The following is a 26,588-nucleotide window of genomic DNA, read 5'->3' on the forward strand; positions in this document are numbered from 1 at the left end:
CGCCGCATTTACGTAAGCCCCGCGCCCGGCTTCGGGTCGATGCATTCCTGAATTTTGTGATACTCAATACCATTGCCAGCCTCTCTCTGCAGTACGACGAAGCCTTAAGCTTGTTGCGCGTGGAATGGGCCGCCGGCGAAGACATGCGCGCCTTTCGCAGCGCCGCCGAGCAGCTGCTGGAAGTTGTAAACCAGCATAGCATACGAAATATTTTGCTGGAAATGAATACGTTTCCAGAGATTGCCGTGTACGACCAAGTGTGGCTGGGCGTGGGTTGGATGCCCGCCCTCGTCAAGCTGCCCATTGAGCGCATGGTGCTGGCCATCAACCGCCGGCACGTGCACAACCAGCTGGCCATCGACTCGCTGATTGCGCTGTTTCGCCCGTTCATCAAGTTCGACATTCAGTTTTTTTCGACGGCCGTGCCCGGCCTGCACTGGCTCAGCGACTACTCCAACCGCGTGCCCGGCCTGCTGGCCGAATGGGACGCGGCCCACGGCCGGGGCCCCGCGCATGGCGGGGTGAACGAACCGCGCGCCTTCTATCAAACCGGGCTGGAGTACTAACGGTTGCCGCCGCTCCGCTGTCAATCTGACAGCGCCCCCCTGCTTGGAACGGGCTTTGAATGCCGTGCAGCACGCGGCCCGGCACCTCGTGCCCGGTCGTTTCGTCTGCAATCAACCGTTCTTATTCATACCATCATGCAAGAAACCGGCTCCATCTCCATCCACACCGAGAACATCTTCCCCATCATCAAGAAGTTCTTGTATTCCGACCACGAAATCTTCCTGCGGGAATTGGTGTCGAACGCCGTCGACGCCACCCAGAAGCTGAAAAGCCTGGCCCAACTGGGCGAGTACCAGGGCGACCTGGGCGAACTGAAGGTGCGCGTGACCGTGGACAAAGAAGCCCGAAAAATCACGATTTCCGACCACGGCCTGGGCATGACGGCCGAGGAAATCAAGAAGTACATCAACCAGATTGCCTTCTCCGGCGCCACCGAGTTTGTGGAGCAGTACAAGGAGAAGGACGCCAACACCAAAGACCAGATTATCGGGCAGTTCGGCTTGGGCTTCTACTCGGCCTTTATGGTGGCCAAAGAGGTGGAAATCTGGTCGAAGTCGCACAAAGACGACACCCTGACGGCCCACTGGACCTGCGACGGCAGCACCGAATTCACGCTGGAAGAAACCGAGGGCGAGCACGCCAAGGCCGAGCGCGGCACCGACGTGGTGCTGCACGTAGCCGAGGATTCCGACGAGTTTCTGGAGGAGGCCCGCCTGCGCACCATCCTTACCAAGTACTGCAAGTTCCTGCCCATTCCGATTGAGTTCGAGGGCGAGGTCATCAACCAGACCACGCCCATTTGGACCAAGCAACCCTCGGAGCTGACCGACGAGGATTACAAGAAATTCTACCAGGAGCTGTATCCCATGAGCATGGACGAGCCCCTGTTCTGGATTCACCTGAACGTGGACTATCCGTTCAACCTGACGGGTATTCTGTACTTCCCAAAGGTGAAGGACGAGCTGCAGTTCTCGCGCAACAAGATTCAGCTTTACTCGCGTCAGGTGTTCATCACCGACGAAGTGAAGGACGTGGTGCCCGAGTTCCTGATGCTGCTGCACGGCGTGATTGACTCGCCCGACATCCCGCTGAACGTGTCGCGCAGCTTCCTGCAGGCCGACGCGGCGGTGAAGAAAATCAACACCTACATCACCAAGAAGGTGGCCGACAAGTTGAGTAGCCTGTTCAAGCAGGACCGTGCCGGCTACGAGGAAAAATGGGGTGACATTGGCCTGTTCGTGAAGTACGGCATGCTGTCGGACGACAAGTTCTACGACAAAGCCAAGGACTTCGTGCTGCTCAAGAACGTGGACGGCAAGCTGTTCACCCTCAACGAGTACAGCGAGCACATCCAGGCCAACCAGAAGGACAAGAACGACAACACGGTGGTGCTTTACACCAACGATGCCGAGCACCAGCACAGCTTCGTGGCCGCCGCGCAGGAGCGGGGCTACGACGTGTTGAACTTCGACCAGGTGCTCGACCCGCACTTCGTGGGCCTGCTGGAGCAGAAGCTGGAGAAAACCAGCTTCAAGCGCGTCGACGCCGACACCGTGAGCAAGCTCATCGAGAAAGACGACGCCACCGAAAGCGTGCTGAGCGAAGACGACACCAAGAAGCTGGAGGAAACCTTCACCACGGCCATCGCCAACCCGGCCATGCACGTGAAAGTGGCCGCCTTGAGCCCCCAGGACGCCCCGGTGGTCATCACCCAAAACGAGTTCATGCGCCGCATGAAGGACATGCAGCGCACCGGCGGCGGCGGCGGCATGCAGATGTTCGGCGCCTTCCCCGAGTCGTACGACGTGACCGTGAACGCCAACCACCCGCTGGTGAGCAAGGTGCTGGCCGATGGCGGTGACCAACTGGCCAAGCAGGCGTTTGACCTGGCCCTGCTCTCGCAAGGGCTTTTGAAAGGCGAGGCGCTGACGGCGTTTGTGAAGCGCAGCACGGAGCTGCTGTAAGAACGAGTACCGCGAAGTTTCGCTTCGCGTCGAATGAAAAACGCCTGAAACCGCGAAGGTTTCAGGCGTTTTTATTTGGAATGACTACTCCAGATGCGAAGGCGCAAGGCGAAGCAGGAGCTTCGCGGTACTCGTTCTACTTCACGTTCCGCGCCACCACAAACATCCGGTCGCCAAACCGGCCGGTTAGCTTGTTCAAATAATAGGTCGGGTATTGCCCCGCGAGCTTACTCACTTTCTCCACCATGCTGCCGCCCAGCCGAATGTTCTTCGGCGGCTTCACCGGGTTCAGCAGTTCCACCACTTCAAAGCCCTGCTTCTTGAGCATTTTGGTGATGGTAGCGGGGGTGAACTCGAACAAGTGGTAGGGCGGAATGTCCATCTTGCGTTCCTTGCCGAGCACGCCATAAGCGGCAAAGCCCAGGCGCACGGTGGGCAGGTTGAGCGTGGCGGGCAGGGCCAGCACCAGCAGCCCGCCCGGCTCCAGAATGCGGTGAAACTTGGCCAGCGTAGCGGCGGGCGAGAGCAAGTGCTCCAGCACGTCGCCCATGTAGGCGAGGTCGAACTGGTTTTCGTGGAAGTCCTCGGTGGTTTCGATGTTGCCCGTCACCACGGGCAGGTGCAGCTCGCGGCGGGCGAAGTCGGCCGCGTGCTCCGATATTTCGAGGCCGTGGCTTTCCCAGCCCATGGCTTCCAGGCTTTTGAGGGTGTAGCCGGGGCCGCAGCCCACTTCTAGGTAGCGGAACTTGCGGCCGGGGTACTTGGCCAGGATGTAATTGGTGAACTTGTCGGGCCGGAGCTGGTTTAGTACTTCCTGCTTCTGGCCTTCCTCAATGAACACCACGTCCTGCTGGGTGCGGTCGTAGTTGGGGCGCTCCGTGAAGTAGTCCTTGCCGTAGAGCCGTTCCAGCTGCGCCGGCGTGGGCTGCGGGTCCAGAAACATCAGGTCGCAGGCGCGGCATTGGGTGCCTTGCAGCCGTTGGCCTTCGAATTCGTAATAGAAAGGCAGCTTCTTAAAATCGGTGCTGCCGCACAAGTCACAGGTACGCATGACGCAAAGGTAGAGACGCATATTTGCGTCTCGGCGTCTGGGACAGTCGATGTCCAGGGGAGCAGGCCTGTTTATTGTTCAAATACAAGACGCGCGCACGCGTCGCCACATTATATGCTCGACGTTCTCATCATCGGGGCCGGCCCCGTGGGCCTGGCCTGCGCCCTCGAAGCCCAGCGCAAAGGCCTTCGCGTAACCATCGTGGAGAAGGGCGCGCTGGTCAATTCCATCATTGGCTACCCCACCAACATGGAGTTTTTCTCCACGCCTGAATTGCTCGAAATCGGCGGCTACCCCTTCCCGGTGTCGCACTACAAGCCCCTGCGCGAAGACGCCCTCGACTACTACCAGCGCGTGGCCCGCAGCGAAAACATCCCCCTGCGTCTCTACGAACGGGTGCTGAGCCTGCGCGGCGAGCAGGGCAATTTCACGGTGACCACCGACAAGGGCGAAATCCAGACCCGCAACGTCATCGTGGCCACGGGTTTCTACGACCTGCCCAACCCGCTCGACGTGCCCGGCGAAGACCTGCCCCACGTGAAGCATTACTACAAAGAGCCTTATGAGCACGTGGGCCAGCACGTCGTCGTCATCGGGGCCAAAAATTCCTCGGCCAAAGCCGCCCTGCAGCTCACGCGCGCCGGGGCCCAGGTCACGCTCGTGGTGCGCGGCCCGGAGGTTAGTCCGTCGGTGAAGTATTGGATTCGGCCCGACCTCGTCAACCGCATTGCCGAAGGCCGCATCACGGCGCATTTCAACACCTGCGTCACCGCCATCACGCCCGAGGCCGTGGAAGTGCGCACGCCCGATGGCCCGCTCACCATCCCCGCGCAGTTCGTGTACGCCCTCACCGGCTACCACCCCGACGAGGCCCTGCTCGGCCGCCTCGGCGTGGAGCCCGACCCCCAGGACGAGGCCCGCGCCCCGCTCTTCGACCCCGCCACCCACGAAACCACGCGGCCGGGCGTGTTCGTGGCCGGCACCGTGTGCGGCGGCCGCGCCACCAGCCGCTGGTTCATCGAGAATGGCCGGCATCACGCTCAGCTCATTGCCGCGCATCTGGCGGCGCATGCGGTGGCCTGGTAAGCGCAAAAAGAAAGCTTCCCGAGCTCGGGAAGCTTTCTTTTGTTATAGAAGCTACTGGGCTTGCCGGTGCTTAGAAGGCCGTATAGGTGGTGCTAACCGACGAGGTGACGGTAATGCCCGAAGAGGTCTGGGTGGTCGTGGTTTTCACCTGCAGGGTGGTGGCGGTGAGCTGCTGAATTTCGGCAACGGTGGTATTGCCGGGGCTGCCCGCGGGCACCGACGGGTCGATGGTGGTCAGCTCGGTTTCGGCGGTGTTGAACGACCACGTGCCCTGCTTGGTCTGGGGCCCCGAAGCGCTGCACTTGGTGGCACCCTCATCGGATACAGCCGTGTGGTCGAGGTTGAACTTGGCGAAGTTGTCTTTCTGACAGCTCTGGAGCGAGGCGTACACGTCGGTGGTTACGGTTTGCCCCATGAAGGTGGTCGTGCCGACGCTGGACGTAATGCGCCATTTAGGAGTGGTCAGCAGGTTGGTTTTGGCCGAAACCGGGTCGGGCGTGGGAGTGGGGTCACTTTTCTTGCCGCACGCCGCAACCGTCAGGGCCAATGCCAGGCCCAGCAAATAAGTAGAGGGTTTTCTCATGAATAAAGGAAAAAGTAAAAACAGTGAGCAGTAAAGCTACTGGCTCGGGTCGAGCTCAGCACTATCGGGCCGTAATCAGCATCCGTCCATTATCAGCGGTTGGCGCCCGGTACTGGATGCAGGCTGAAAAACAAAAAGCGCCTCCCCATGTGGGAAGGCGCTTTTTGCTGCAACAAAGCAAGCGAAACGCTATAGCGGGAACAGCACGCCGCGGTAGTCGTTCGGGTTCACCGTGGGCACCGAAGCGCCGTAGGTGCTGTTGATGACACGAATGAACTCGTTGGCCACCACCGCGTAGCCGCGGGGCGTGGGATGCACGCCATCGAGGCTGAAGAGGTTGCCGGAAGCAAAAGTGGCCGAGTTGTTCACGGCGTTGGTCACCACGCCGCGGGCCACGATGTCGTTGAAGAACGTGTTCATGTCGGCCAGGCCAGCCTTGTACTGGCGGGCCGTCTTGGCGATGATGGCGTTCAGCTGCGTGGTGCGGTTCAGCACTTCAGTTTGCTCGATGGGGTCGAGCACGTACTGGCTGGGGATGGGGTTGGTGGGCGAGGCGCCTACGCCGGGGTTGGCAGCAATGTATGTCTGGGCCGTCAGCGTCAGCAGGTCGGTGGCGGTGGCCACGCGGGCGGTCGTAGCCGTCGTGTTGGCGGCCGTGCGGGCCGTCACGTAGATGTTGGCAATGGCCGGGTTCACGGCCTTGTACGAAGCCAGCACCGCGCCCACCGTCACGGTGGTGAAGTAGGGGATGTTGGCCACGTTCGGAATGTTGGCGCACACGCCCTTCACCGTGCCACCCTTCGAGATGGTGTTCACGATGTTGCGGTAGCCCCGGCCGAAGCTGGTGGTGTCCGTCAGGCCGCTGAAGGGGTTGGTGGCCAGGTTGCTGACGCCGCCGCCAGTGGCGTAGGTCAGCACGTCGTTGTTGCCCATCCAGCAGGTGTAGAACGTGGCGTTCTTCTGCCCGATGTAGGTCACGTAGTCCTTCGTGCCGCGGTCGGCGGCCGGCAGAATGCGCTGGAAGAAGGGGTTCACGTTGCCGTAAGCGCCGGCCGTGGCACGGGTGGGCACGTCAATCGCCGGCACGCCCGTGGAGGCCGCCGTGCGGTCGGCACTCAGCACCGAGATGCCGGGCACCCCTAGGTTGTCGGGCTGGCCGCCGGTATAGGCTTCCAGTTCGGGCTGGCCCGAGCCCAAGGGCGGGGCGGGCAGGGTGTTGTTGGTGTAGGCCACTTGCTCGCCCAGGAAGTTATTGCCGCCGGGGGGCGGGCCGGGCGAGGGCGCCACCGGAGCCAGCGCGCCGTTCACTGCCAGCAGCTTCACGTAGCCGGAGCCATCCTTACGCGCCGCCGAGAAGCTGGGCTGCACAAAGTTGGCCGGGCCCTTGCCCGTTTTGGCAAACTGCTGGGCCAGAATGGCGGGGTACGACGTGGCTTGGGCCTCGTTGTAGAGGCCGCCGTCGGAGTAGCCCGACGTGAGGGAGTTGCCCACGGCCACGTAGCTGCTAAAATCGGCGGAGCCCGCCGACATGTCCGGGGCCGCGATGTCGGGCTGGCAGCCCGCCAGTCCGAGTCCCAGCAAGCCAAGCACCGGTGCCGAACGTTTGATATACAATTTCATAAGAGCAAAGACTGAGGTTCGGGTGGGAAATTAAAACTTGTAGTGCAGGCCGATGCCGGGGATATACGCATTGGTGCGGAAGGTGCCGGCCACGCGGTCGGTGGTGCCCAGGTTCTGCAGGTCTTGCTGGGTCTGGGTGCGCTTCACCAAGGCTTCGAACAGGAAGGAGGCGTCCACGCCCAGCTTCTCGGTCACTTGGTAGGAGAGGCCCAGCGTGCCAATGGCGCGGTCGGCGTCGGGGGTTTCGGGGGTCACGAAGCCGTCGCGCACGGCCGAGAAGTCGTAGGAAGCGCCGGCGCGCACGGCCAGCTTGTCGCTCACCATGTACTGGCCGCCCACGCGGAAGGCCAGGGCGTCTTGGTAGTTGCGCACGGAGGTGCTGGTGCCGCGGCCGCCCACCAAGCCGGTGCCGCCGTTGTCGCTGCTGAAAGCGAAGTCGAGGGTGCGGTACTTGCTCCAGAACGTGAGCGAGGCGTCCACGCCCAGGGTCAGCTTGTCGGTGGGGTTGATGCCGATGCCGATGCTGGCCACGGCCGGCAGGGGCAGCGTGGCGGCAAACTTGTTGGCCGTGAACGACGGGTTCACGGTGCTGGCGCTGGCGCCCGTGGGCAGGCCGGTGTAGGTGATGCTGCCGTTTTCGACCTTGGCGTCAATCTGCGAGCGGTAGCTTACGCCCACGCCCAGCTTGTCGGAAGGCTTGAAGAAGACGCCGGCGTTGTAGCCAAACTGCGTCTTGGCCTTGCCGTCGAGTTCGATGTGGCCCGTGCCGGTGGGCAGGGGCAGGTCCTTCTGCAGGTTCACCGAGCCATACGCCAGAATCATCAGGCCGGCGCCCACGCTCAGCTGCGGCGTGATGGCGTAGGAGAAGGTGGGCTGCACGTACACCGCCTTCAGGTCGATTTCGGTGAGGGCGTAGCGGCCTTCCCAGCCGTCGGCGTACTTCACTTTGTTGCCGTAGGGCGTGTACACGGCCACGCCGAACTTGTACTTGGCGTCTTTCGGGCCGAAGCCGGCGTAGAAGTTGAAGGGCGTCACCACGCTGTTTTGCAGGGTGCGCTGGCCGCCGTCGTTTTCGCTGCGGAAGCTGATGCGGGCCAGGGCGGCGTTCACGCCCACTTGCACACCGTTTTCGCGCACCATGGCCAAGGCGCCGGGGTTGTAGAACATGGCCGCTTGGTCGAGCGACAAGCCCACGCCGACGCCGCCCATGCCGATATTTTTCTGTCCGCCCAGGTTCACCTGAAAGCCGCTGGCCGACGCCGCCGACGCACTGGCAAGCAGCGCACCTCCTGCGAGGAGTAGTGTTTTTACCGTCATATAAATTAAAATTTGGGGTGGGGTTATTTGAGAGGCTAAAAGTAGCGGAAAAATTCAAGTCAATTGTTAGGCAAGCCGACTGATTTTGGCGTTGCATTCGTTTATTTCCCGGGCTCGGCTGCCGTGCCGCAAGCCCCTACCTTTGCTGTATGATTCTTCGCGCCGACCACCTCATCAAAAAATACAAAGCCCGTACCGTCGTCAACGACATGTCGGTGACCGTGGAGCAGGGCGAAATCGTGGGCCTGCTCGGGCCCAACGGCGCCGGCAAAACCACCTGCTTCTACATGATGGTGGGCATGGTGAAGCCCAACGCCGGCCGCATCTTTCTCGACGACACCGAAATCACGACCATGCCCATCTACCAGCGGGCCCGGCTGGGCGTGGGCTACTTGGCCCAGGAAGCCAGCGTGTTCCGCGACCTGAGCGTGGAGGAAAACATCATGGCCGTGCTCGAAATGACCAAGCTCAAAAAAGACGCCCGCCAGGCCAAGGTGGAAGAGCTGCTCGAAGAGTTCAGCCTCACGCACGTGCGCAAGAACCTGGGTAAGGTGCTGAGCGGCGGCGAGCGGCGGCGCACCGAAATCGCCCGGGCGCTGGCCGTCGACCCCAAGTTCGTGTTGCTCGACGAGCCTTTTGCGGGCGTTGACCCCATTGCCACCGAAGAAATCCAGGGCATCGTGGCCAAGCTCAAGCACCGCGGCATCGGCGTGCTCATCACCGACCACGACGTGAACGCCACCCTCAACATTGTGGACCGCGCCTACCTCCTCTTCGAAGGCAAGCTGCTGAAAGCCGGCACCGCCGAAGAACTGGCCGGCGACGAAACCGTGCGCCGCGTGTACTTGGGCAAGAATTTCGAGCTCAAGCGCACGTTCTAGAAGGCCACCGAAGCAGACGCGAAAGAACGTAAGGACACCCCCTAATTTCCGCCCATTTGCCTATGCTCGACCAGCTACTCGCCAGTGCCGTTCAATGGAGCAGCCTGCCCCGGCTGGCCCGCGTGCGCGAGCAGCCCGACGCCCTGCAGGCCCGGCTGCTCACGCACCTGCTGAGCCGGGCCAACGCCACCGAATGGGGCCGGCGCTATGGTTTCCGCGAGCACCTGTCGGCCGCGGAGTTTGGCCGGCGCGTGCCCGTGAGCACCTACGAGCAGCTGTACCCCGAGCTGGAAAAAGTGTTGCGCGGCGCTCCCGATGTGCTGTGGCCCGGCCGGCCGCGCTGGTTTGCCAAAAGCAGCGGCACCACCAACGCCCGCAGCAAGTTCATCCCCGTCACGGCGGAGGCCCTGCACGAGTGCCACTACCGCGCCGGCCGCGACATGCTGGCCCTGAGTACGCACTTTTACCCTCAGGAACGGTTACTGGCCGGCAAAACGCTCTCGCTGGGCGGGGCCCACGCCGCCAACCCCTTCCGGCCCCAAGAGCCCGCCTCGCGCGCTGGCGACGTGTCGGCCGTCATCATGCAGCAACTGCCGTGGTGGGCCGAGCAACTGCGCACGCCGCCGCTGCGCCTGGCCCTGCTAGACGAGTGGGAAGAGAAAATTGAGCGCATAGCCCGGCACGTGCTCCGGCAGGACGTGCGCACCCTGGCCGGCGTGCCCACCTGGATGGTGGTGCTGCTGCGCCGCGTGGTGGCCCTGGCCGGCGCCGACAACATCACGGAGGTGTGGCCGCGGCTGCGGCTGTTCCTGCACGGCGCCGTGGCGTTTGGGCCCTACCGCGAGCTATTTCGGCAGCTCATCCCCGGTGCGCGCATGCGCTACCTCGAAATCTACAACGCCTCCGAAGGCTACTTTGCCCTGCAGGACCAGCCCGACAGCGAGGACCTGCTGCTGCTGCTCGACCACGGCGTGTACTACGAGTTTCTGCCCGCCGACCAATGGGATGCGCCCAACCCGCGCCCCGTGCCGCTGGCCGAAGTAGAACTGAACCGGGCTTATGCATTGGTTATCAGCACCAACGCCGGCTTGTGGCGCTACCTCGTGGGCGACACGGTGCGCTTCACCTCGCTGGCGCCCTACCGGGTGCGCATCACCGGGCGCACCAAGCATTTTCTCAATGCGTTTGGCGAGGAAGTGGTCATCGAGAACGCCGAGGCCGCGGTGGCCGCTGCCTGCCGGGCCACCGGCGCCGCCGTGCGCGATTTCACCGTGGCCCCGGTCTGGTTCGCGGCCGACAACGCCGCTTCGCGCGGCGGGCACGAATGGGCCGTGGAGTTCGCCCCCGGCCCCAACCGGCCCGACCTTGTCCGCTTCGGGGCCGTGCTCGACGCCACCCTCTGCGAGCTGAATTCCGACTATGCCGCCAAGCGCCACCGCAGCCTGGCCCTGGCCCCGCCGCAGCTGCGAGCAGTGCCCGCTGGCACCTTCGAGGCGTGGCTGGGCAGCCAAGGCAAGCTGGGCGGGCAGCACAAGGTGCCGCGCCTGCTCAACACCCGCGACGTGCTTGATGCCGTGCTGCAAACAGCCGTGGCCACGGCCGAAGCGGGGCGTTAACCGCTTGCTGGTGAAGTTGGCAGCGCCAACTGGCAGAGAAAAAATAGACGTTTAGCGAGGATAAATCAACATTCAGTCGACTAAATGCGGCGCGTTGAACGATAATAATGCAAAAAGCGGTAATATTACCGTAACGTTCATGCCTATGTCCTATACTACTCAAGCATCTGCAGCCAAGAAATCGGCTTATCAGCGCCCGTATAAAACGCGCAGCCAGCGCCGCATGGCCGACCGCCGCAAGCACGACGAAACCGCCGACTTCAAGTTCCTAGTAAGGGTAGCCGTGGGCATTGGCCTGCTACTGCTGCTGGCGGTAGGCTTTGCCATCAAGGGCATGGCCGACAGCAGTGACGTGGCCGCGCCCGTGGCGCTGACGACGCTTGGCCTCCCGGCCGCCGCATAGGCGCTTGCGCGCCTGCGCTACTCGTCCAGCATGTTGCCCAGCAGGCCGCCCAGCACGCTGCCGCTTTCCTTCTGGGCGTTGCCACCGCCAGGCGCAAGGGCACGGATGAGCTTTTTGACGGGCATGGACTGCAGCCACACGCGGCCCGTGCCTTGCAGCGTGGCCAGCAGCAGGCCTTCGCCCCCAAAAATCATGGACTTGAGGCCACCGGCCCGGGCCACGCTGAAATCGATGCTGGGCTCGAAGGCCACCACACAGCCCGTGTCCACGCGCAGCAGTTCGTTGTTCAGCTTTTTCTCGATGATGGTGCCCCCGGCGTGCACGAAGGCCTTGCCGTCGCCGGTCAGCTTTTGCAGGATAAAGCCCTCGCCGCCAAACAGGCCGGCCCCAAATTTCTGGTTGAAGTGCAGGCTGATTTTGGTGCCCCGCGCCGCGGCCAGAAAGCCGTCTTTCTGCACAATGAGGCCGGCAGGCATGTCGCGCAGGTTGATGGGGACGATGGTGCCGGGGTAGGGCGCCGAAAACGCCACCCGGCTTTTGCCGTAGCCGCCCCGGTGCGTGAAGTGCGTGAGGAACAGCGACTCGCCGGTAATCAGGCGGGTGCCGGCCGAGAACAGTTTGCCCATAAAGCCTTGGTCGGGCTCGGAGCCGTCGCCCATTTTGGTTTCGAAGGCGATGCCTTCTTCCATGTACACCATGGCCCCGGCCTCGGCAATAACGGTTTCGTTGGGGTCGAGCTCTACTTCGAGCACTTGAATGTCGGAGCCGAGAATGCGGTAATCAACGTCGTGGGAGGTCATGGCGCAAAAGCAGAAAGGGTGATGCGGCCAAAGATAGGCGACGGCTCAAATTCAGGCTTTTCAAAAAAACGGCGGGGGAACAATATTTTGAATTTGCTGCGTTGAGAAAGCAACGTCAACTAACTTTATAGTTGTTGCTAACCCTTTCGCCACATGCACCTTTCTCGCTTGCTGCTGCTGTTCGGTCTCGCTGCCCTTCTGAATGCCTGCGCCGGGGCACGCGGCTTCTGGAACCCCAACCGCTCGGACCGCAATGGCTTGGCCAGGGGCCGCTGGCGCATCTACCACGACGGTGCCAAAAAGCACCTGTTCACCAGCGGCCAGTACCGCCACGGGCGGCCGGTGCGCACGTTCCGCTATTTCTCGCCCACGGGTGCGCTCGAGCGCTCGGAGGTATACGGGCGCGACGGGCTGTGCGAGGTCACCTATTGGCACCCCGATGGCAAGGTGGCGCGGCGCGGCACCGCGCAGTGGGTCACGGGCAAAGGCAAGGCGCCGCGCTTCTACTGGTACGGACCTTGGACGAGCTACGACCCCACCGGCCAGGTTACCGACGTGCAAACCTATACCGATGGCACCATCACGCGCGCCGAGAAGTACGAAGACGGCAAGCTCACGCAGGTCGAAACCTACGAAGGCAATAAAACCACCCGTACGGAATCGTACCAGGACGGCCAACTCATCCGGGTCGAGACCTTTGAGAAAGGCCTGCGCACGGGCAACACCAACACCTTGTAGCGCGGCCGTTTATTCGTCCAGCGGCAGCTCGCCGCGCGTTTCGGCGGCTTCCTTGTCGGGGTCGCCCACGGCTTTTTTGCGTTTGGCCTCGCGGCTGGTGCGCCGCATAAATTCTTCGTCCGTCTCTTCGGGCTCGGGCGCGTGCTCGGCGTCGGCAATGGGGAAAGCTTCGTCCTCGGTTTCGTCGGGACCCGGCTTCTCGCCAAACTGGCCGGCGCGGTCCACCAGCTTCTTGTCGCGCACGTGGCGGCCCAGAAACTGGTTGATTTGCTCGATGCTGTAGTTGGAGGTGATTTCCCCGAGCGGGTTCACCCCGATTTCGAAGCCTTCAAGCTCCTTGTGAACGCGGGCCTTTTTGTCAGGGTCGGCGGCTTTCTTCGGTTTGACGGGTTTTTTGGCCATAACGGAAAAGTTGGGCAGATGTGAACCACTTTACGCGAATTCAGGCCCGCGGGTGAACCGGGCGGGCATAAAAAAGGCCGGCCCGAAGGCCAGCCTTTTCGTTTTCCTTGCAAAAGCGGTCTACGCGCGCGCCGCCAGGCGCTCCACGGCGGCCCGCAGGCGGGTGGCCACTTCGCCGCTGCCCAGAATGGCCAGCGCTTCAAACAAGTCGGGGCCGGCGGCGGCGCCGGTCACGGCCACGCGCAGGGACTGCAGCACCTGGCCGGGCTTCATGCCCTGAGCTTCGACGGTCTGGTTGAAGATGCTTTTCAGGACCTCGGCGTTGGCGCTGGGCTCCGAGTTGGCGGGCAGGGCGTCGGCGTAGGCGGCCAGGGCGGCGCTCACCTGCGCGTTCCACTTCTTGCCGATGACGGCCTCGTCGTATTCAGCCGGGGCCTCGAAGAAGTACTTGGCTTCCTGCCAGAAGTCGTGCGGGAAGCTCACCCGCTCCTTCATCACGCCCACAATCTGCTCGGCTTTCTCTTGCGAGCAGGCAATGCCGTGCTCCTGCAGGGCCGTGAGCAGGTAGGGGGCCAGTTCGGCGTCGGACTTGGCGCGCAGGTAGTGCTCGTTGTACCACTTCACCTTGTTCTGGTCGAACTTGGCCGGCGACTTGCTCACCCGCTCAATGGAAAAGGCCTGAATCAGCTCGTCCATTGAGAAAATTTCCTGCTGCGTGCCGGGGTTCCAGCCCAGGAAGGCCAGGAAGTTCACCAGGGCTTCGGGCAGGTAGCCGTCCTCGCGGTAGCCCCGGCTCACGGTGGGCTCACCGGTTTCGCCGTCGATGCCGTGCCATTCCAGTGGGAACACCGGGAAGCCCAGGCGGTCGCCGTCGCGCTTGCTCAGCTTGCCGGTGCCGTCGGGCTTGAGCAGCAGGGGCAGGTGGGCAAACTGCGGCATGGTCTTCTCCCAGCCCAGGTAGCGGTAAAGCAGCACGTGCAGCGGCGCCGAGGGCAGCCATTCCTCGCCCCGGATGACGTGCGAAATCTCCATCAGGTGGTCGTCCACGATGTTGGCGAGGTGATAAGTCGGCATGCCGTCCGACTTCATCAGCACCTTGTCGTCGATGGCGCTCGAATGCACCACCACCCAGCCGCGAATCAAGTCCTGAAAACGAACTTCCTCTTTGCGAGGCACTTTAAGGCGAATGACGTAGGGCGCGCCGCTGTCCAGCAGCTGCTTCACCTCGTCCTCGGGCAGGGTGAGGGAGTTGCGCATCTGGGCGCGGGTGATGCTGTTGTACTGCGGGTTGGGCACCTTAGCAGCCTGCAGGCGGGCGCGCATGGCGTCCAGTTCCTCGGGCGTATCGAAGGCGTAGTAAGCGTGGCCGTCGGCGATGAGCTGGTCAGCGTACTGCTTGTACATGGGCTTGCGCTCGCTCTGCTTGTAGGGCGCGTGGGGGCCGCCCACGCCCTGGCCCTCGTCGATGACGATGCCGCACCAGGCCAGGGCTTCGAGGATGTACTCCTCGGCGCCGGGCACGAAGCGGTTCTGGTCGGTGTCTTCGATGCGCAGGAGCATCTTGCCGCCCAGCTTGCGGGCCAGCAGGTAGTTATATAGCGCGGTGCGCACGCCGCCGATGTGCAGCGGCCCGGTGGGCGAGGGCGCAAAGCGCACCCGAACTTCTCTTTCAGTCATGGGAATGCAAAAGCGCGTTCCGGTTCTCGGAACGCGCTGCAAAGGTAAGGCGAAGGGCAGTAGCGCGAACTTTGTAGTTCGCGCTACTGCGCCATCTCAACGATTATCGCACTGCCACGCGAACTACAACGCTCGCGCTACGCTAGTCTCGGTTCTTGAAGCCCAGCCAGAGCACCAGCCCCAGCAGCGTGATGCCGCCTCGAATGCCCCACGCTACGGCCGGGCCCCACTGGTCAATCCACGTTAGAAACACGTAGTGAATGTTGGGATTGATGAGTGGCAACACCAAGGAAATGAGCCCAATGATGAGCAAGCCGAGTCCAAGTTCTTTCATAAAGAGAAGGGGGTTTGAGGTGAAACAGGCCCCTCAAACGCCCTTCGCGCCAGCTTATTATGCCCCAACGGCGATGCAGGAAATTTCCACTTCCACGTCGCGCGGCAGGCGGCTTACTTCCACTGTTTCGCGGGCCGGCGCCGTGGCGTCGTCGAAGTAGGAGCCGTACACTTGGTTGATGGTGGCGAAGTTGCCGAGGTCTTTCACGAAGATGCTGCACTTCACCACGTCGGTGAGGGCCAAGCCGGCGGCGGCCAGCACGGCCGTGAGGTTTTGCAGCACCTGATGGGTTTGGGCGGCTACGTCGCCGGGCACTAATTGCCCGCTGGCATCCAGCGGAATCTGGCCCGAAACGTAAACCGTGTTGCCCGCTTTCACGGCTTGGGAGTAAGGGCCAATGGGCGCCGGAGCCTGGTCGGTAAGAATAATTTGGTGGGCCATCTGGTGGGTTGGTCTATTTGTGGGTTGGTAAATTGAGGAGCGCAAATAACACAAAAGCCGCTCCTGTTTCCAGAAGCGGCTTCTTAGCAGCAAGTCCAAAAACCTGCTTTTTTCACAAGTTGTTCGCTACTCTACCGTCACCGATTTGGCGAGGTTGCGGGGCTGGTCCACGTTGCAGCCGCGCAGCACGGCAATGTGGTAGCTCAGCAGCTGCAGCGGCACCACCGATACCAAGGGCATCAGCACTTCGCTGGTGTGGGGCACTTCAATCACGAATTCGGCCATGGCCGGAATCACTTTGTCGCCCTCGCTCACCACCGCAATGATGCGGCCTTTGCGGGCTTTTACTTCCTGAATGTTGCTCACCACCTTCTCGTACGAGCTGTCGCGGGTGGCAATTACCACCATCGGCATGTTCTCGTCAATCAGGGCGATGGGGCCGTGCTTCATCTCGGCGGCGGGGTAGCCCTCGGCGTGGATGTAGCTGATTTCCTTAAGCTTCAGCGCGCCTTCGAGAGCAACGGGGAAGTTGTAGCCGCGGCCCAGGTACAGGAAGTTGGTGGCGTCTTTAAACTCCTCGGCAATCTCGCGGATTTGGGCATCCAGCTCCAGGGCCTTGGTTACTTTGGCCGGAATGGTGTCCAGTTCCACCATCAGCTCGCGCAGCTTGGTGTCGGTGATGGTGCCGCGCTTCTGGCCCATAATCATGGCCAGCAGCGTGAGCACCGTCACCTGCGCCGTGAAGGCTTTGGTCGAGGCCACCCCAATTTCGGGGCCGGCGTGGGTGTAAGCGCCGGCGTCGGTGGCGCGGGCAATGCTGCTGCCCACCACGTTGCACACGCCGAAGATGGTAGCGCCCTTGCTCTTGGCCAGCTCGATGGCGGCCAGTGTATCCGCCGTTTCGCCGCTTTGCGAGATGGCAATCACGATGTCGCGCTCCGTGATAATCGGATTGCGGTAGCGGAATTCCGAGGCGTATTCCACTTCCACCGGAATGCGGGCCAGGTCCTCAATCAGGTATTCGGCTACGAGGCCGGCGTGCCAGCTCGTGCCGCAGGCCACAATGATGATGCGCTGGGCGTTGATAAACTTCTGCTCGTAGGCCCGGATGCCGCCCATGTTCAGGTGGCTGGCTTCTATTTCCAAACGGCCGCGCATGGAGTCGAGAATCGAGCGGGGCTGCTCAAAAATCTCCTTCAGCATGAAGTGCTCGTAGCCGCCTTTCTCGATGCTGTCCAGTTCCATCTCCAGCTTCTGGATATAGGGCGTCTGGCTCACGTCTTCTTTCGAACGGATTTCCAGCTGGCCATCGCGAATGACCACGATTTCGTAGTCGTTCACATACACTACTTCGTTGGTGTACTCGATGATGGGCGTGGCGTCGGAAGCAATGAAGAACTCGCCTTCGCCAATGCCAATCACCATCGGCGAGCCTTTGCGGGCGGCGATGAGTTGGTTGGGCGCATCCTTGCTGAGCACCACAATGGCGTAGGCGCCCACTACTTCGTGCAGGGCCAGACGCACAGCTTCTTCGAGCGAGCAGGTGTTCTGCTTCTGAATTTCCTCAATCAGATTGACAAACACTTCCGTGTCGGTGTCCGAATGAAATACGTGGCCTTGCTGCTGCAAGTGCGTCTTCAGCGCCGCGTAGTTTTCGATGATGCCATTGTGAATGATGGCAATGCGCTCCGACGTGGAGTAGTGCGGGTGGGCATTCTCGTCGTTGGGTTCGCCGTGGGTGGCCCAGCGGGTGTGGCCCATGCCCACGTGGGCATGCGTGTCTTTCTCGTGAATGAAGGCTTCCAGGTCGCTGACCTTGCCTTTTTTCTTGTACACGTTGAGCTCACCGTTGAGCAGCGCAACACCGGCCGAATCGTAGCCCCGGTATTCGAGACGGTGCAAGCCTTTGAGAATAATGGGGCAGGCCTCGCGATGGCCCAGGTAAGCAACAATGCCGCACATGGCAAATTAAATTAGGTTGTAATGGAGGGAAAGGCCGAAGTGGCCGCTAGCTTGGTCGAGAGCCTAGCGCTTCTGCGAGTAGTAGACACGCAGCCGGATGTTGGTTGCGTCGAGCGCGGCCCGGTTGAGCGTCAGCGCGGCAGAAGAACGAATGTTGGGTGCCAACACCAGGGCATCAGGCGTGCCACCCAGGTTGTTGTAAAAGTAGGCTTGCAGATAGGCCGTGACCGGAATGGCGTAATACGATTGCGAGCCGGTTGCGTTGAGCACACCCGCAGTCGGGCTGCCCGAACTCTGCTGATTGGTGCCATCGGCCTGCACAATGCGGTCGGTGGGCAGGAAGTTGATGATGCGCTGCAACACTTGGTTGGCGGCGTCCACTTCCACCGCGTACAACTGCGCGGGGTTGCCATACAAGGCGTTGGTGAAGGGCTTGATGGGCGCAATTATCTCGGCCCGGTTGATGACCACCCCCACCGTGTCGTTAGAGCCGATGAGTCGTTTCAGGGTCACCCGTCCCTTCATCAGCACGCGCGTGGCCAAGCCGGTGCCTTCTTGCACGTAGCTGGTGCCGCCCAGCAGTGCCGGCGGCACCGAACCCGACCGCGTGACCAAAGCCGACAATGCCGTGGGCAATACGTTGTCGATGGTGGTGAAATAACGCGGGTCACGCGCCGATGAGTACGTAGCGCTTATGCCGCTGTAAGCGGGACCAAAATAAATGGAGTAAATGCTGGAATACGCAGGAGGCGACTTGCTGTGGTGGTAATACACCAAAATGCGCGACTTGTAGCTTTTGCTGAAGCTAACAATGCTGCTGGTGTGGTCTATATTGGGCAACACGGCCAGGCCCTTAAGGTAGTCGTCTAGCTGAGCTTGGTTGAAACCTGCGGTTTTCAGCTTGGCAAACAGCCCCGTGGCAAAGGTCGAGTTCACGCCGGGCACACCGGGCTGGCCCGGGCCTTGAGGCACGGCCGTGCGCTGCAGCAACAGGCGCACCGTGGGGTCGGGCGTTACGGTGGTGCCGGCCGGAATAGCCGGGCTGGTGGAAGTGGCGGCCACGGCCGCGGTGGCCACCGTGATGGTGCGGTCGAGGCGGCTGGTGAGGCCCCGGGCAATGGGGGCACCCAGCGCAACGGGCGTGCCCGCGTCGTACACCTGCCGCTCGTCGAGCGAAGCCGCCAGGTTGAACACGTCAAACTTGACGGGCGTCGTCGAGCTGCCGTACACCCGGTCAAAACCCATCACCAACACCACCGAATCCAGTACCGGCGAAGTGACAGTGGAAGGCAACGAGTCGGCCGGAGCGCCGCCGCCAGCCGAAATTATGGCGTTGACGCCGCTGGCATCCACCACGTTGAAGTACGCAGCGGCCGTGGTTTTGCCGGCCACGTTATCGGCCAGGCTACCCACCAAAAACTGATTGGTCTTGGCCGTCTGGACCGGCGCAATGCGCACGGTGCTTGCTTCCAATGGGATGTCTTTGTACTCGGTGCTGACGGCCGTGGTTTCGGGCAGGTCAACGTTCAGGTCCGTGCCTTTGTCGCAGCTGGCCAGCGCCAAGGCGGCCAAGGCCACGAGGGGAGCACTACGGCTAGTTAGCCAATTCATTGTAAAGCGCTAGGTAGGAAGTGTGCAGGTTTTCGTCGGTGGCTACCTGGCTGAGCTTGTTGTTGAGGGCGTATTCGTGGAACATGCCGTTCATGTTTTCGCTGAAGTCCTCATCGGACCGCACCACGGTGTCGGCATACTCCATGCCCATTTTGATGAAGCCGCTGAAATCAGCCGACTTCAACGAGGCCAGCATCTGGTCGTCGATGTCGAGCATCTTCGCTTTCTCCAGGATGTTGCCCTCAAATTTGTCGTTGAACTCGTTGTTGTAAATCGAGAACACCGACTTGGCGTCTTTGAACACCGGGTCTTTCTTGTAGGTCGTCTTCAGGTACAGCGGAATCAAACCGGTCATCCAGTCCGAGCAGTGCACAATGTTGGGCGACCAGCCTAGTTTCTTCACCGTCTCGAGCACACCTTTGCAGAAGAAAATGGCGCGTTCGTCGTTGTCGGCGTAGAACTTGTCGTTCTTATCGACCAGGGCCGACTTGCGGTGGAAATAGTCCTCGTTGTCGATGAAATACACCTGCAGCTTGGCCGTCGGGATGGAGGCTACCTTGATAACCAGCGGCTTCTCGTCGTCGCCCACGGCGATGTTGATGCCCGAGAGGCGCACTACTTCGTGCAGCCGGTTTTTGCGCTCGTTGATAATGCCGAAACGGGGCACAAAAATCCGAATTTCGCAGCCCATCTCTTGCATGCTGGCGGGTAGGCGCCGGAGCATTTCAGCCACTTTCGTGGTCTGCAGGAAGGGGTCAATTTCGGTGGCCGCGTAGAGGATTCGTAGCTTCGACATAATGGATTATTGAAGAGAATGGGACAAGGCCATGCTATGGGTGCACAAAATTAAACAATTTTGGGCGGAAAATCAACATAAATCATACCGAGGGCCTGTCCAATAGCCTTCCTTCTCTATGCAGATACTTACGACCGCCGCCGGGTTGCACGCCTACACCGAACACGCCCGCCAAACCGGCCAACGGGTTGGCTTGGTTCCCACCATGGGCGCTCTGCACGACGGCCACCTGCAACTCGTACAAGCCGCCCGGACCGACTGCGACGTGGTGGTCGTCAGCTTGTTTGTCAACCCCACGCAGTTCAACAATGCCGAAGACTTCCGCCTGTACCCCCGCGTGCCCGAGGCCGACGCGGCCCTGCTGGAACCCGCCGGCTGCACCGCCCTCTTTGTGCCCACAGTGGAAGAAATGTACCCCCAGCCGACCGTGCTGCGCTTCGATTTTGGCGACTTGGAGCGGGTGATGGAAGGTGCCCACCGCCCCGGCCATTTCAACGGCGTGGCCACGGTGGTGAGCAAATTATTTCACATGGCCCGCCCGCACCGCGCTTACTTCGGCCAAAAGGATTGGCAGCAGGTGGCCGTCATCAAGCAACTGGCGGCCGACCTGTCGTTCGACCTGGAAATTGTGACCTGCCCGACCATTCGCGAAGCCGACGGGCTGGCCATGTCCTCGCGCAACCGCCGGCTCGATGCGCCGGCCCGCGCCGCCGCACCGCTGCTGCACCAGGTGCTGGAAGCCGCCGCGGCCCAGGTGCGCCAGGGGGTGCCGCCCGCCCAGGTGCGCGCCACGGCCGAGGCCACCCTGGCCCGGGAGCCGCTGCTCACGCCCGAATACGTGGAAGTGGCCGACGCCCAAACCCTGCAGCCGCTGGCCGAATACACTGCCGGCCGGGCCGTGGTGCTGTGCCTGGCCGCGCACTTGGGCGGCGTGCGCCTGATTGACAACGTGGTGGTGGAGTAGGGGCGGCCGCGCCGCGCACAAGGGCGTTTTACCTTTGCGGCGGTTTTTGTTCCTCGTTTGCGCCCGCAGCTATTCTGGTCTTCTATTGAAAAGGCTCTTAAACATTCTTAAATACGTCCTGCTGCTGAGCATTTCGGGCGCGCTGATGTGGTACGCCGTGCGGGGGCAGGACTTGTCGCGCATCGGGCATTACATCGCCACGGCCAATTATTTCTGGCTGGCCATTACGCTCACGCTTTCTACATTGGGCTACTTCAGCCGGGCCTACCGTTGGCAGATGCAGCTCAAGGCCTCGCAGACGCCGGCGGGCTACTGGCCCGTGTACCACGCCATGATGGTGGGCTACCTTGCCAACTTGGTGCTGCCGCGCATGGGCGAGGTCATTCGCTGCTCGGTGCTGCGGCGCACGAGCGGCGTGCCGGTGCAAGTGGCCATCGGCACGGTGGTGACCGAGCGGGTGATTGACGTGCTGGTGCTGCTGGGCCTGCTCAGCTTCTTGTTGCTGCTTGATTTTCAAACGTTCTGGAGGTTCGTGACGGTGGAAATTCTGGGCGGGCGTTACGAAACGCTGGCCCGCAACCCGCTGCCGCTCGTCATTGCGGCCGTGGTGGGGGGTATTTTGCTGCTGGTAACCGGCTTCGCGCTGTTTCGCAACCTCGAACGGCTGCGCCAAAACGCGTTTTTCAACAAGGCGGTGCTGTTTGTGAAAGGGCTGCTGGCCGGCGTATTCAGCGTGCTGAAGCTGGAAAACAAGTGGTTGTTCATCTTCCACACGCTCTTTACTTGGAGCGTGTACTACCTCATGGACTACCTGGCGTTTTTCTGCTTTCCGGAAACCTACAGCCTCGACATGCGCGCCGGCCTGGCCGTGCTCACGTTTGGGGCGTTTGGTATGGCGGCGCCGGTGGCCGGCGGCATTGGGCCCTTCCACGTAATGGTGCAGGGCGTGCTGATTGTATACGGCATCAGCAAGGAGGCCGGCATTGCCTACGCGCTGGTGGTGCACGGCGCCCAAACCCTGCTGGTGGTGCTCATGGGCGGCATCAGCTTCGTGGCCGTGGCCGCCGCCGACAAGGGCCGCCTGCTGACCGAAGCCGAAGCCATTGCCGACGAGCCGCTTACGAGCGAGTGAATGGGCGAATAAGTGAGTGCGTACATCATTATACGCCGCCTTGACATTCGCCCAGTTACTCATTTACCAACTTACTCATTGACGGCATGTGGACCAAAGACAAAATTCAGACGCGTGAGCAGCTGCCCGCCACCGTAGCGGCCTGGCGGGCCGAGGGGCGTAAAGTGGTGTTCACCAACGGTTGCTTCGACCTGCTGCACCTGGGCCACGTGGACTACCTGGAGCAGGCCCGGCACCTGGGCGACGCCTTGGTGGTGGGCCTGAACACCGATGCGTCGGTGGGTGCCCTCAAGCCCGGCCGGCCCATTCAGGACGAGCACGCGCGGGCCCGTATTCTGGCTTCGCTGGCGTTTGTGGATGCGGTGGTGCTGTTTGGCGAGCCCACGCCGCTGGCCCTCATCGAACTGGTGCAGCCCGACGTGCTGGTGAAGGGCGACGACTACGCCATCGACGGAATTGTGGGGCATGAGTTGGTGTTGAACCGGGGCGGGCAGGTGCTGACCGTGCCATTAGTGCAGGGCTACAGCACGTCCCGCATCGTGGAGCGCATTTTGCATTCCTCGTAGCGGTTTCACCCTTTTTTTCTTATTGCCATGTATTTCCTGTTGATTCTGCTGATGCTAGTTAGTTGGGGCATTCAATGGCGCCTCCGCAGCAAGTTCAAGCAATACGCCCAAGTGGGCCTGCGTGCCAATTTGACCGGCGCCCAAGTTGCCGAACTCATGCTGGCCGACCACGGCATCACCGACGTGCGCATCATCAGCACCGAAGGCCGCCTCACCGACCACTACAACCCGACCGACAAAACCGTGAACCTGAGCGAGGGCGTGTACGCCGAGCGCAGCGCCGCCGCGGCCGCCATTGCGGCCCACGAGTGCGGCCACGCCGTGCAGCACGCCACCGCGTATTCGATGCTGCAATTCCGCTCGGCCATGGTGCCGGCCCTGAGCGCGGTGTCGACTTGGATGCCGTGGATTTTGCTCGCCGGCGTGTTCCTGATTAATCGCTCGGTCATTCCGCTGGGCATCGGCATTGCGCTGTTCTCGCTCACCACCCTGTTTTCGTTCGTGACCCTGCCCGTGGAATTCGACGCGTCGCGTCGGGCCCTGGCCTGGATGGACAAGCGCGGCGTGGTGACGGTGCAAGAGCACGCCATGGCCAAGGACGCTTTGTGGTGGGCCGCCATGACTTATGTGGTGGCCGCCATCAGTTCGCTGGCCACGCTGCTGTATTACGTCAGCATTTTCATGAGCGGCAGCCGGCGCAACTAAGCCCCGGGCTGGCCCTGATTACAAAGCCGCTGTTCCTTATCCGGGGCAGCGGTTTTTTTGCGCCTATCCGTTAGCTGTCAGCAAGCTTGCTTACGGAGGAGCTTGTATGCAATGAGTAGAAGATATATAATTTTAATTATTGATAATTCAATTATGGTTTATACTTTGCGGTGCCCTTTCTGTTGTCGCCCGGGCCCTCGGCTGCCTTGCGCAGCGATGCTGGGGCGAAAACCTTCTTTTCTGCCAGTACCATGCCCACTTCTACCCCCACGGCCTTGGTTGCGGCCGCACCCACACTGTTTCGGCAAGGCTTGCTAGCCGTGTTGCGCGAGCAATGCCCCGAGTTGGCCATCACGCTCACAGCAGATGCTTCTGAAGTGGAGGAATTAGCCACGCATCAGTTCTATGGCTTGCTGGTGCTTGAAGGTGCATTGCCGGGCTTAAACCTGCCCCGCGTCCTGAGCCGCCTGCGCCAGACCCGTCCTTCTCAGCGCCTGCTGGTGCTGGCCGATGCGCGCACCTTGGCCCATGAAGCCGCCCTGCACACAGGCCCAGGGGCTTGTTTGTTTGTGCCCAGCCACGTGCCTCCCCATGCGTTGGCGGCAGCTGTTGCGCCGTGGCTTGCGGCCCGGCCCGTGGGCAGCCCACCGCCGCGCGTGGTGCCGCCCTACGTCATTACCGGGCGGTTCAGCCGCCGCGAAATGGAAGTGTTGCGCTTGGTGGTGGCCGATTGCTGCAACGAAGAAATTGCCAACCGACTGTTCATTAACGTGCGCACTGTGGAAAGCCACCGCCGCAACCTGCTGCAGAAGGCCGGCACCCGCACGCTGGTGGGGCTAGCCGCCCGGGCCGTGCGCGAGGGCTGGGTAGCGTAAAGTTTCAGTGATGGCACTGATGTAGCCGGGAGAGCAAAAAGCGAGTTTTACGGGCTGCTTGGCAAATGGGCCTTGCGCACAAAGAGCAGTTGGTCTTACACACGGCACAACTGCTTTTTCATTGCTTGGAACAGCACCGGACTCTGCTACTCAATGCCCCTTATTATGCGCGCTCGACAGTTACTCGGCCTTTTTGTTCTGTTGATGTTGGCAATAAGGCCGGCTGTGGCCCAAGTGCCAGAGGCCGGTGGTGCCCCGCCAGCGGCTGCCCCGCCAGTGGCCCCCAAGCCCGTAGCTGCTGCGGAGGCCGCTCCGCCACTGGTGCAGATAACAGACGTCTACAACCTATCCAGCAAGCGCCGCGACAGCCTGCAACTGGGTGACCACGTGGTGCTGCGCGTGCGCGGCCTGGCCAAAGCCTTAGAGGCCTATAAACGCAAGCCCACGGAGCTGCGGCTGTTCATCGACGGGGTAAGCTTTCCGATGGCACCGGAAAGCGTGGACCTGCTCAACCGCGCCGATACGGCCACGGTGCGGTTCTTATTGCTGCGCAATCCTACTACTGAGCCCATCTGGCAGCTTTTTTACCGGGTGCGGAGCAAGCTGGACCACAAGGCGCACATTGGCATTGGGTTCGAGAACGGGCAATTGGGCGATGCCTTTCCGCAGGACCATAACATCTACCTGGAGCTGGTGCGCCGCAACGAACTCAACCTGGGCCTCTTTTTGGTGGGTGCGCTGCTGGCCGTGTTGCTGTATCTGTGCTGGCACAGCAATCTAGTGCGGAGCGACATCCTCCGCGGCAACCTGAACGGCCTGGATGTGGACCATACCGACATGATTGGCAAGCACTACGAGTCGGTGCCGTTCAGCCTCAGCAAGGTGCAGCTTGTATTCTGGACGTTCCTCATTCTCAGTGCCTACCTGCTGTGCTACCTCGTGACCGGCGAACTGGCGGCCATTCCCGTGAGCCTGTTGGGGCTGCTTGGCATTAGCTTGGGCGGAAACCTGTTCAGCCGCGGCATCACCAGCGACCAAGTGAACGCCAGCGCCGAAGGACCCAGCGTGAACGATGTGAGCAAGGGCTTCTGGCGCGACATCCTGGCCGAGCAAAACCGCTTTAGCATCGCGCGCATCCAATTCCTGCTGTTCAACCTGCTGGTGGGGCTATACTTCGTGCGGCACGTGTGGCGGCTGTGGAACCTGCCGCCGCTGGACGAAGGCCTGCTGGGCCTTATTTCCATCAGTACAACCGGGTTTTTGTTTGGCAAATACCAGGAAAGCAAATCCGCTTCGTCGGACGTGGCAACGACCAAAGACGCCGCTGCCGGAATTCCAGGGGCACCCCTGGGCCAAGGGTCGGTAGTGCAGCGCACCCTGCCTGGCGGAGCCACCACCATCGTGAACGTAACCCCTGCCAACGCCGGCGCTTCCGGTATGTCAACCGATAGCGGCCCGGCGGGCACCGCCCCGCCGCCTACCACGCCGGCAGTGCTGCCCGATGGTACCCCCACCCGCCGCGACGACGAGGGCGACGACAACGAAGCCCAGCCCCCCGCTGGCACGCTGAGCGGCGCCCCTGATGCCAGCTTGGCCATGGGCTAAGCCGGCCCCTGCTCACTTTTTCACGCCGAGTCATGAAACAGTACCCAGACCGCGAATTCGATATTTTGCCCGCCTACCTGCCATTAGGCACCCGCCGCCGGGGCTACGCACTCACAGCTCCTGGCCCCAACCCGTTGCGCGCGCGCTTTCTGGTGGCCCACGACACTGGGAATCCCGGCTCGACGGCCGCTGGCAATGTGCGCTACTACCGCGATACCTACCTCATCAAACCGCCTACTTCAGCCCATTTGTTCGTCGACGACCACCAGATTCTGGAGTGCGTGCCGGCCCTGACGGCTCCACCCGAAAAAGCCTGGCACGTGCTATACGACCGGCGCGAAGACAACATCCTCTACGGTTGCAACGCCAACGACGCGGCCATCGGAGTGGAGTATTGCTACGGCGGGGCCATCAACGCCGACGAAGCCTACCGGCGCTACGTGTGGCTTCTGGCCTACCTCTGCGTCCATTTTCAGCTCGACCCGCGCCGCGACATCACCGGCCATTGCTTTCTCGACCCCGGCCGGAAGTTCGACCCGGTGGCGGGCTTGTCGCACAGCCGGCGCACGTTTCCGCAGCTATTGGCCGACGTCACGGCCATCTTTCAGAGCATCGGAGGGACGCTGCCTGGCCTGCCGCCGCTGCCCAGCAGCGTAGCCGCGCAAGGCTTGGTCAACATCCGACAGGGCGAGCCGTTTCGGCGCGCGCCAGTGGCCCGGCAAGTGCCGGCCGGGGCGGTGCTGCCCGTGCAAGGCCGCGTGGTGGGCGAAGCCGTGAGCGGCAACGACGACTGGTACGAGCTCAGCCCCGGCGGGCTCTTTTGCTGGAGCGGAGCCGTGCGCTAATTGCCGCTGCGGGCCGGATTCGTGGCAGTGCTTTACTCAGTGCTTTA

26 protein-coding genes are annotated in these 26,588 nt (G+C 61.9%); 14 read left to right on the forward strand and 12 right to left on the reverse strand.

What is annotated here, in order from left to right:
• Positions 1-56 precede the first annotated feature (56 nt).
• Complete coding sequence (locus JAO73_RS01020; RefSeq protein ID WP_198975313.1) at positions 57-566, forward strand: hypothetical protein; 510 nt, start codon at positions 57-59, stop codon at positions 564-566.
• A 135-nt stretch (positions 567-701) separates the two neighbouring features.
• Positions 702-2,531 carry a molecular chaperone HtpG gene (gene htpG / locus JAO73_RS01025; RefSeq protein ID WP_198975314.1) on the forward strand — a complete coding sequence of 610 codons (1,830 nt, stop codon included), beginning with the start codon at positions 702-704 and terminating at the stop codon, positions 2,529-2,531.
• Positions 2,532-2,667: 136 nt separating this feature from the next.
• Here htpG and JAO73_RS01030 read toward each other — a convergent pair whose 3' ends face one another.
• Complete coding sequence (locus JAO73_RS01030; protein WP_198975315.1) at positions 2,668-3,582, reverse strand: class I SAM-dependent methyltransferase; 915 nt, start codon at positions 3,580-3,582, stop codon at positions 2,668-2,670.
• A 114-nt stretch (positions 3,583-3,696) separates the two neighbouring features.
• Here JAO73_RS01030 and JAO73_RS01035 point away from each other — a divergent pair, with 114 nt between their 5' ends.
• Positions 3,697-4,668 carry a YpdA family putative bacillithiol disulfide reductase gene (locus JAO73_RS01035; RefSeq protein ID WP_198975316.1) on the forward strand — a complete coding sequence of 324 codons (972 nt, stop codon included), beginning with the start codon at positions 3,697-3,699 and terminating at the stop codon, positions 4,666-4,668.
• Positions 4,669-4,738: 70 nt separating this feature from the next.
• On the opposite strand, the gene JAO73_RS01040 is transcribed toward JAO73_RS01035, so the two are convergent.
• The 3 genes from JAO73_RS01040 to JAO73_RS01050 form a co-directional block, all read right to left on the reverse strand.
• Positions 4,739-5,251 carry a hypothetical protein gene (locus tag JAO73_RS01040; RefSeq protein WP_198975317.1) on the reverse strand — a complete coding sequence of 171 codons (513 nt, stop codon included), beginning with the start codon at positions 5,249-5,251 and terminating at the stop codon, positions 4,739-4,741.
• Positions 5,252-5,440: 189 nt separating this feature from the next.
• Entirely contained in the window at positions 5,441-6,871 is a 1,431-nt protein-coding gene (locus tag JAO73_RS01045; protein ID WP_198975318.1) for an SGNH/GDSL hydrolase family protein, read from the reverse strand.
• A 30-nt stretch (positions 6,872-6,901) separates the two neighbouring features.
• The gene (locus JAO73_RS01050; RefSeq protein ID WP_198975319.1) at positions 6,902-8,188 is read right to left on the reverse strand and encodes an OmpP1/FadL family transporter; all 1,287 of its coding nucleotides are present in this window, start codon (positions 8,186-8,188) and stop codon (positions 6,902-6,904) included.
• A 149-nt stretch (positions 8,189-8,337) separates the two neighbouring features.
• Here JAO73_RS01050 and lptB point away from each other — a divergent pair, with 149 nt between their 5' ends.
• The 3 genes from lptB (at position 8,338) to JAO73_RS01065 (ending at position 11,088) form a co-directional block, all read left to right on the forward strand.
• On the forward strand, positions 8,338-9,069 hold the full coding sequence (lptB, locus tag JAO73_RS01055; RefSeq protein WP_198975320.1) for an LPS export ABC transporter ATP-binding protein: 732 nt from the start codon (positions 8,338-8,340) through the stop codon (positions 9,067-9,069).
• 62 nt (positions 9,070-9,131) lie between these two features.
• On the forward strand, positions 9,132-10,685 hold the full coding sequence (locus JAO73_RS01060; RefSeq protein ID WP_198975321.1) for a GH3 auxin-responsive promoter family protein: 1,554 nt from the start codon (positions 9,132-9,134) through the stop codon (positions 10,683-10,685).
• A gap of 145 nt (positions 10,686-10,830) precedes the next feature.
• Positions 10,831-11,088, forward strand: a complete 258-nt coding sequence (locus JAO73_RS01065) for a hypothetical protein (protein WP_198975322.1) — start codon at positions 10,831-10,833, stop codon at positions 11,086-11,088.
• A gap of 17 nt (positions 11,089-11,105) precedes the next feature.
• Here JAO73_RS01065 and JAO73_RS01070 read toward each other — a convergent pair whose 3' ends face one another.
• A complete protein-coding gene (locus JAO73_RS01070) occupies positions 11,106-11,888 on the reverse strand; it encodes a TIGR00266 family protein (protein WP_198975323.1) in 783 nt (260 codons plus the stop codon).
• A gap of 153 nt (positions 11,889-12,041) precedes the next feature.
• Here JAO73_RS01070 and JAO73_RS01075 point away from each other — a divergent pair, with 153 nt between their 5' ends.
• A complete protein-coding gene (locus tag JAO73_RS01075; RefSeq protein WP_198975324.1) occupies positions 12,042-12,626 on the forward strand; it encodes a toxin-antitoxin system YwqK family antitoxin in 585 nt (194 codons plus the stop codon).
• A 9-nt stretch (positions 12,627-12,635) separates the two neighbouring features.
• Here the strand turns inward: JAO73_RS01075 and JAO73_RS01080 are convergent, their stop codons facing one another.
• The 7 genes from JAO73_RS01080 to JAO73_RS01110 all read right to left on the reverse strand — a co-directional run bounded on the left by JAO73_RS01080 (position 12,636) and on the right by JAO73_RS01110 (position 19,849).
• On the reverse strand, positions 12,636-13,028 hold the full coding sequence (locus tag JAO73_RS01080) for a hypothetical protein (protein ID WP_190926419.1): 393 nt from the start codon (positions 13,026-13,028) through the stop codon (positions 12,636-12,638).
• A 120-nt stretch (positions 13,029-13,148) separates the two neighbouring features.
• The gene (gene gltX, locus JAO73_RS01085; protein ID WP_198975325.1) at positions 13,149-14,705 is read right to left on the reverse strand and encodes a glutamate--tRNA ligase; all 1,557 of its coding nucleotides are present in this window, start codon (positions 14,703-14,705) and stop codon (positions 13,149-13,151) included.
• Between the two features lie 142 nt (positions 14,706-14,847).
• A complete protein-coding gene (locus JAO73_RS01090; RefSeq protein ID WP_198975326.1) occupies positions 14,848-15,039 on the reverse strand; it encodes a hypothetical protein in 192 nt (63 codons plus the stop codon).
• Between the two features lie 57 nt (positions 15,040-15,096).
• Complete coding sequence (locus JAO73_RS01095; protein WP_198975327.1) at positions 15,097-15,480, reverse strand: Rid family detoxifying hydrolase; 384 nt, start codon at positions 15,478-15,480, stop codon at positions 15,097-15,099.
• A gap of 126 nt (positions 15,481-15,606) precedes the next feature.
• The gene (glmS, locus tag JAO73_RS01100) at positions 15,607-17,442 is read right to left on the reverse strand and encodes a glutamine--fructose-6-phosphate transaminase (isomerizing) (RefSeq protein ID WP_198975328.1); all 1,836 of its coding nucleotides are present in this window, start codon (positions 17,440-17,442) and stop codon (positions 15,607-15,609) included.
• A gap of 63 nt (positions 17,443-17,505) precedes the next feature.
• Positions 17,506-19,053: a DUF4270 family protein gene (locus JAO73_RS01105; protein ID WP_198975329.1), complete on the reverse strand. Its 1,548-nt coding sequence runs from the start codon at positions 19,051-19,053 to the stop codon at positions 17,506-17,508.
• Positions 19,037-19,849 carry a glycogen/starch synthase gene (locus JAO73_RS01110; RefSeq protein WP_198975330.1) on the reverse strand — a complete coding sequence of 271 codons (813 nt, stop codon included), beginning with the start codon at positions 19,847-19,849 and terminating at the stop codon, positions 19,037-19,039. Before JAO73_RS01110 ends, JAO73_RS01105 begins: the two co-directional genes overlap by 17 nt.
• A gap of 118 nt (positions 19,850-19,967) precedes the next feature.
• On the opposite strand from JAO73_RS01110, the gene panC reads away from it, so the two are divergent.
• From panC to JAO73_RS01145, 7 genes are all read left to right on the forward strand, one after another.
• Positions 19,968-20,813, forward strand: a complete 846-nt coding sequence (gene panC, locus JAO73_RS01115; protein WP_198975331.1) for a pantoate--beta-alanine ligase — start codon at positions 19,968-19,970, stop codon at positions 20,811-20,813.
• 85 nt (positions 20,814-20,898) lie between these two features.
• The gene (locus JAO73_RS01120) at positions 20,899-21,945 is read left to right on the forward strand and encodes a lysylphosphatidylglycerol synthase transmembrane domain-containing protein (RefSeq protein WP_198975332.1); all 1,047 of its coding nucleotides are present in this window, start codon (positions 20,899-20,901) and stop codon (positions 21,943-21,945) included.
• An 86-nt stretch (positions 21,946-22,031) separates the two neighbouring features.
• Positions 22,032-22,511: a D-glycero-beta-D-manno-heptose 1-phosphate adenylyltransferase gene (gene rfaE2 / locus JAO73_RS01125; protein WP_190926438.1), complete on the forward strand. Its 480-nt coding sequence runs from the start codon at positions 22,032-22,034 to the stop codon at positions 22,509-22,511.
• Between the two features lie 27 nt (positions 22,512-22,538).
• Positions 22,539-23,216 carry a zinc metallopeptidase gene (locus JAO73_RS01130; protein ID WP_198975333.1) on the forward strand — a complete coding sequence of 226 codons (678 nt, stop codon included), beginning with the start codon at positions 22,539-22,541 and terminating at the stop codon, positions 23,214-23,216.
• Between the two features lie 251 nt (positions 23,217-23,467).
• Positions 23,468-24,091 (forward strand): helix-turn-helix transcriptional regulator, encoded by a 624-nt coding sequence (locus JAO73_RS01135; RefSeq protein WP_198975334.1) that lies wholly within the window; start codon positions 23,468-23,470, stop codon positions 24,089-24,091.
• Between the two features lie 225 nt (positions 24,092-24,316).
• Positions 24,317-25,696: a hypothetical protein gene (locus tag JAO73_RS01140; RefSeq protein ID WP_198975335.1), complete on the forward strand. Its 1,380-nt coding sequence runs from the start codon at positions 24,317-24,319 to the stop codon at positions 25,694-25,696.
• 32 nt (positions 25,697-25,728) lie between these two features.
• On the forward strand, positions 25,729-26,541 hold the full coding sequence (locus JAO73_RS01145; protein WP_198975336.1) for a peptidoglycan recognition protein family protein: 813 nt from the start codon (positions 25,729-25,731) through the stop codon (positions 26,539-26,541).
• Positions 26,542-26,588 lie beyond the last annotated feature (47 nt).

Source organism: Hymenobacter miniatus (assembly GCF_016427455.1).
GTDB lineage: Bacteria > Bacteroidota > Bacteroidia > Cytophagales > Hymenobacteraceae > Hymenobacter > Hymenobacter armeniacus.

Coding starts and splice junctions, on each gene's coding strand:
- JAO73_RS01030 (WP_198975315.1), bottom strand. CDS start 3,582: ATGCGTACCTGTGACTTGTGCGGCAGCACCGATTTTAAGAAGCTGCCT.
- JAO73_RS01090 (WP_198975326.1), bottom strand. CDS start 15,039: ATGAAAGAACTTGGACTCGGCTTGCTCATCATTGGGCTCATTTCCTTG.
- JAO73_RS01035 (WP_198975316.1), top strand. CDS start 3,697: ATGCTCGACGTTCTCATCATCGGGGCCGGCCCCGTGGGCCTGGCCTGC.
- rfaE2 (WP_190926438.1), top strand. CDS start 22,032: ATGTGGACCAAAGACAAAATTCAGACGCGTGAGCAGCTGCCCGCCACC.
- JAO73_RS01075 (WP_198975324.1), top strand. CDS start 12,042: ATGCACCTTTCTCGCTTGCTGCTGCTGTTCGGTCTCGCTGCCCTTCTG.
- JAO73_RS01110 (WP_198975330.1), bottom strand. CDS start 19,849: ATGTCGAAGCTACGAATCCTCTACGCGGCCACCGAAATTGACCCCTTC.
- JAO73_RS01135 (WP_198975334.1), top strand. CDS start 23,468: ATGCCCACTTCTACCCCCACGGCCTTGGTTGCGGCCGCACCCACACTG.
- JAO73_RS01060 (WP_198975321.1), top strand. CDS start 9,132: ATGCTCGACCAGCTACTCGCCAGTGCCGTTCAATGGAGCAGCCTGCCC.
- lptB (WP_198975320.1), top strand. CDS start 8,338: ATGATTCTTCGCGCCGACCACCTCATCAAAAAATACAAAGCCCGTACC.
- JAO73_RS01130 (WP_198975333.1), top strand. CDS start 22,539: ATGTATTTCCTGTTGATTCTGCTGATGCTAGTTAGTTGGGGCATTCAA.
- JAO73_RS01070 (WP_198975323.1), bottom strand. CDS start 11,888: ATGACCTCCCACGACGTTGATTACCGCATTCTCGGCTCCGACATTCAA.
- JAO73_RS01040 (WP_198975317.1), bottom strand. CDS start 5,251: ATGAGAAAACCCTCTACTTATTTGCTGGGCCTGGCATTGGCCCTGACG.
- JAO73_RS01105 (WP_198975329.1), bottom strand. CDS start 19,053: ATGAATTGGCTAACTAGCCGTAGTGCTCCCCTCGTGGCCTTGGCCGCC.
- JAO73_RS01145 (WP_198975336.1), top strand. CDS start 25,729: ATGAAACAGTACCCAGACCGCGAATTCGATATTTTGCCCGCCTACCTG.
- JAO73_RS01045 (WP_198975318.1), bottom strand. CDS start 6,871: ATGAAATTGTATATCAAACGTTCGGCACCGGTGCTTGGCTTGCTGGGA.
- JAO73_RS01050 (WP_198975319.1), bottom strand. CDS start 8,188: ATGACGGTAAAAACACTACTCCTCGCAGGAGGTGCGCTGCTTGCCAGT.
- panC (WP_198975331.1), top strand. CDS start 19,968: ATGCAGATACTTACGACCGCCGCCGGGTTGCACGCCTACACCGAACAC.
- JAO73_RS01065 (WP_198975322.1), top strand. CDS start 10,831: ATGTCCTATACTACTCAAGCATCTGCAGCCAAGAAATCGGCTTATCAG.
- htpG (WP_198975314.1), top strand. CDS start 702: ATGCAAGAAACCGGCTCCATCTCCATCCACACCGAGAACATCTTCCCC.
- JAO73_RS01095 (WP_198975327.1), bottom strand. CDS start 15,480: ATGGCCCACCAAATTATTCTTACCGACCAGGCTCCGGCGCCCATTGGC.
- gltX (WP_198975325.1), bottom strand. CDS start 14,705: ATGACTGAAAGAGAAGTTCGGGTGCGCTTTGCGCCCTCGCCCACCGGG.
- glmS (WP_198975328.1), bottom strand. CDS start 17,442: ATGTGCGGCATTGTTGCTTACCTGGGCCATCGCGAGGCCTGCCCCATT.
- JAO73_RS01080 (WP_190926419.1), bottom strand. CDS start 13,028: ATGGCCAAAAAACCCGTCAAACCGAAGAAAGCCGCCGACCCTGACAAA.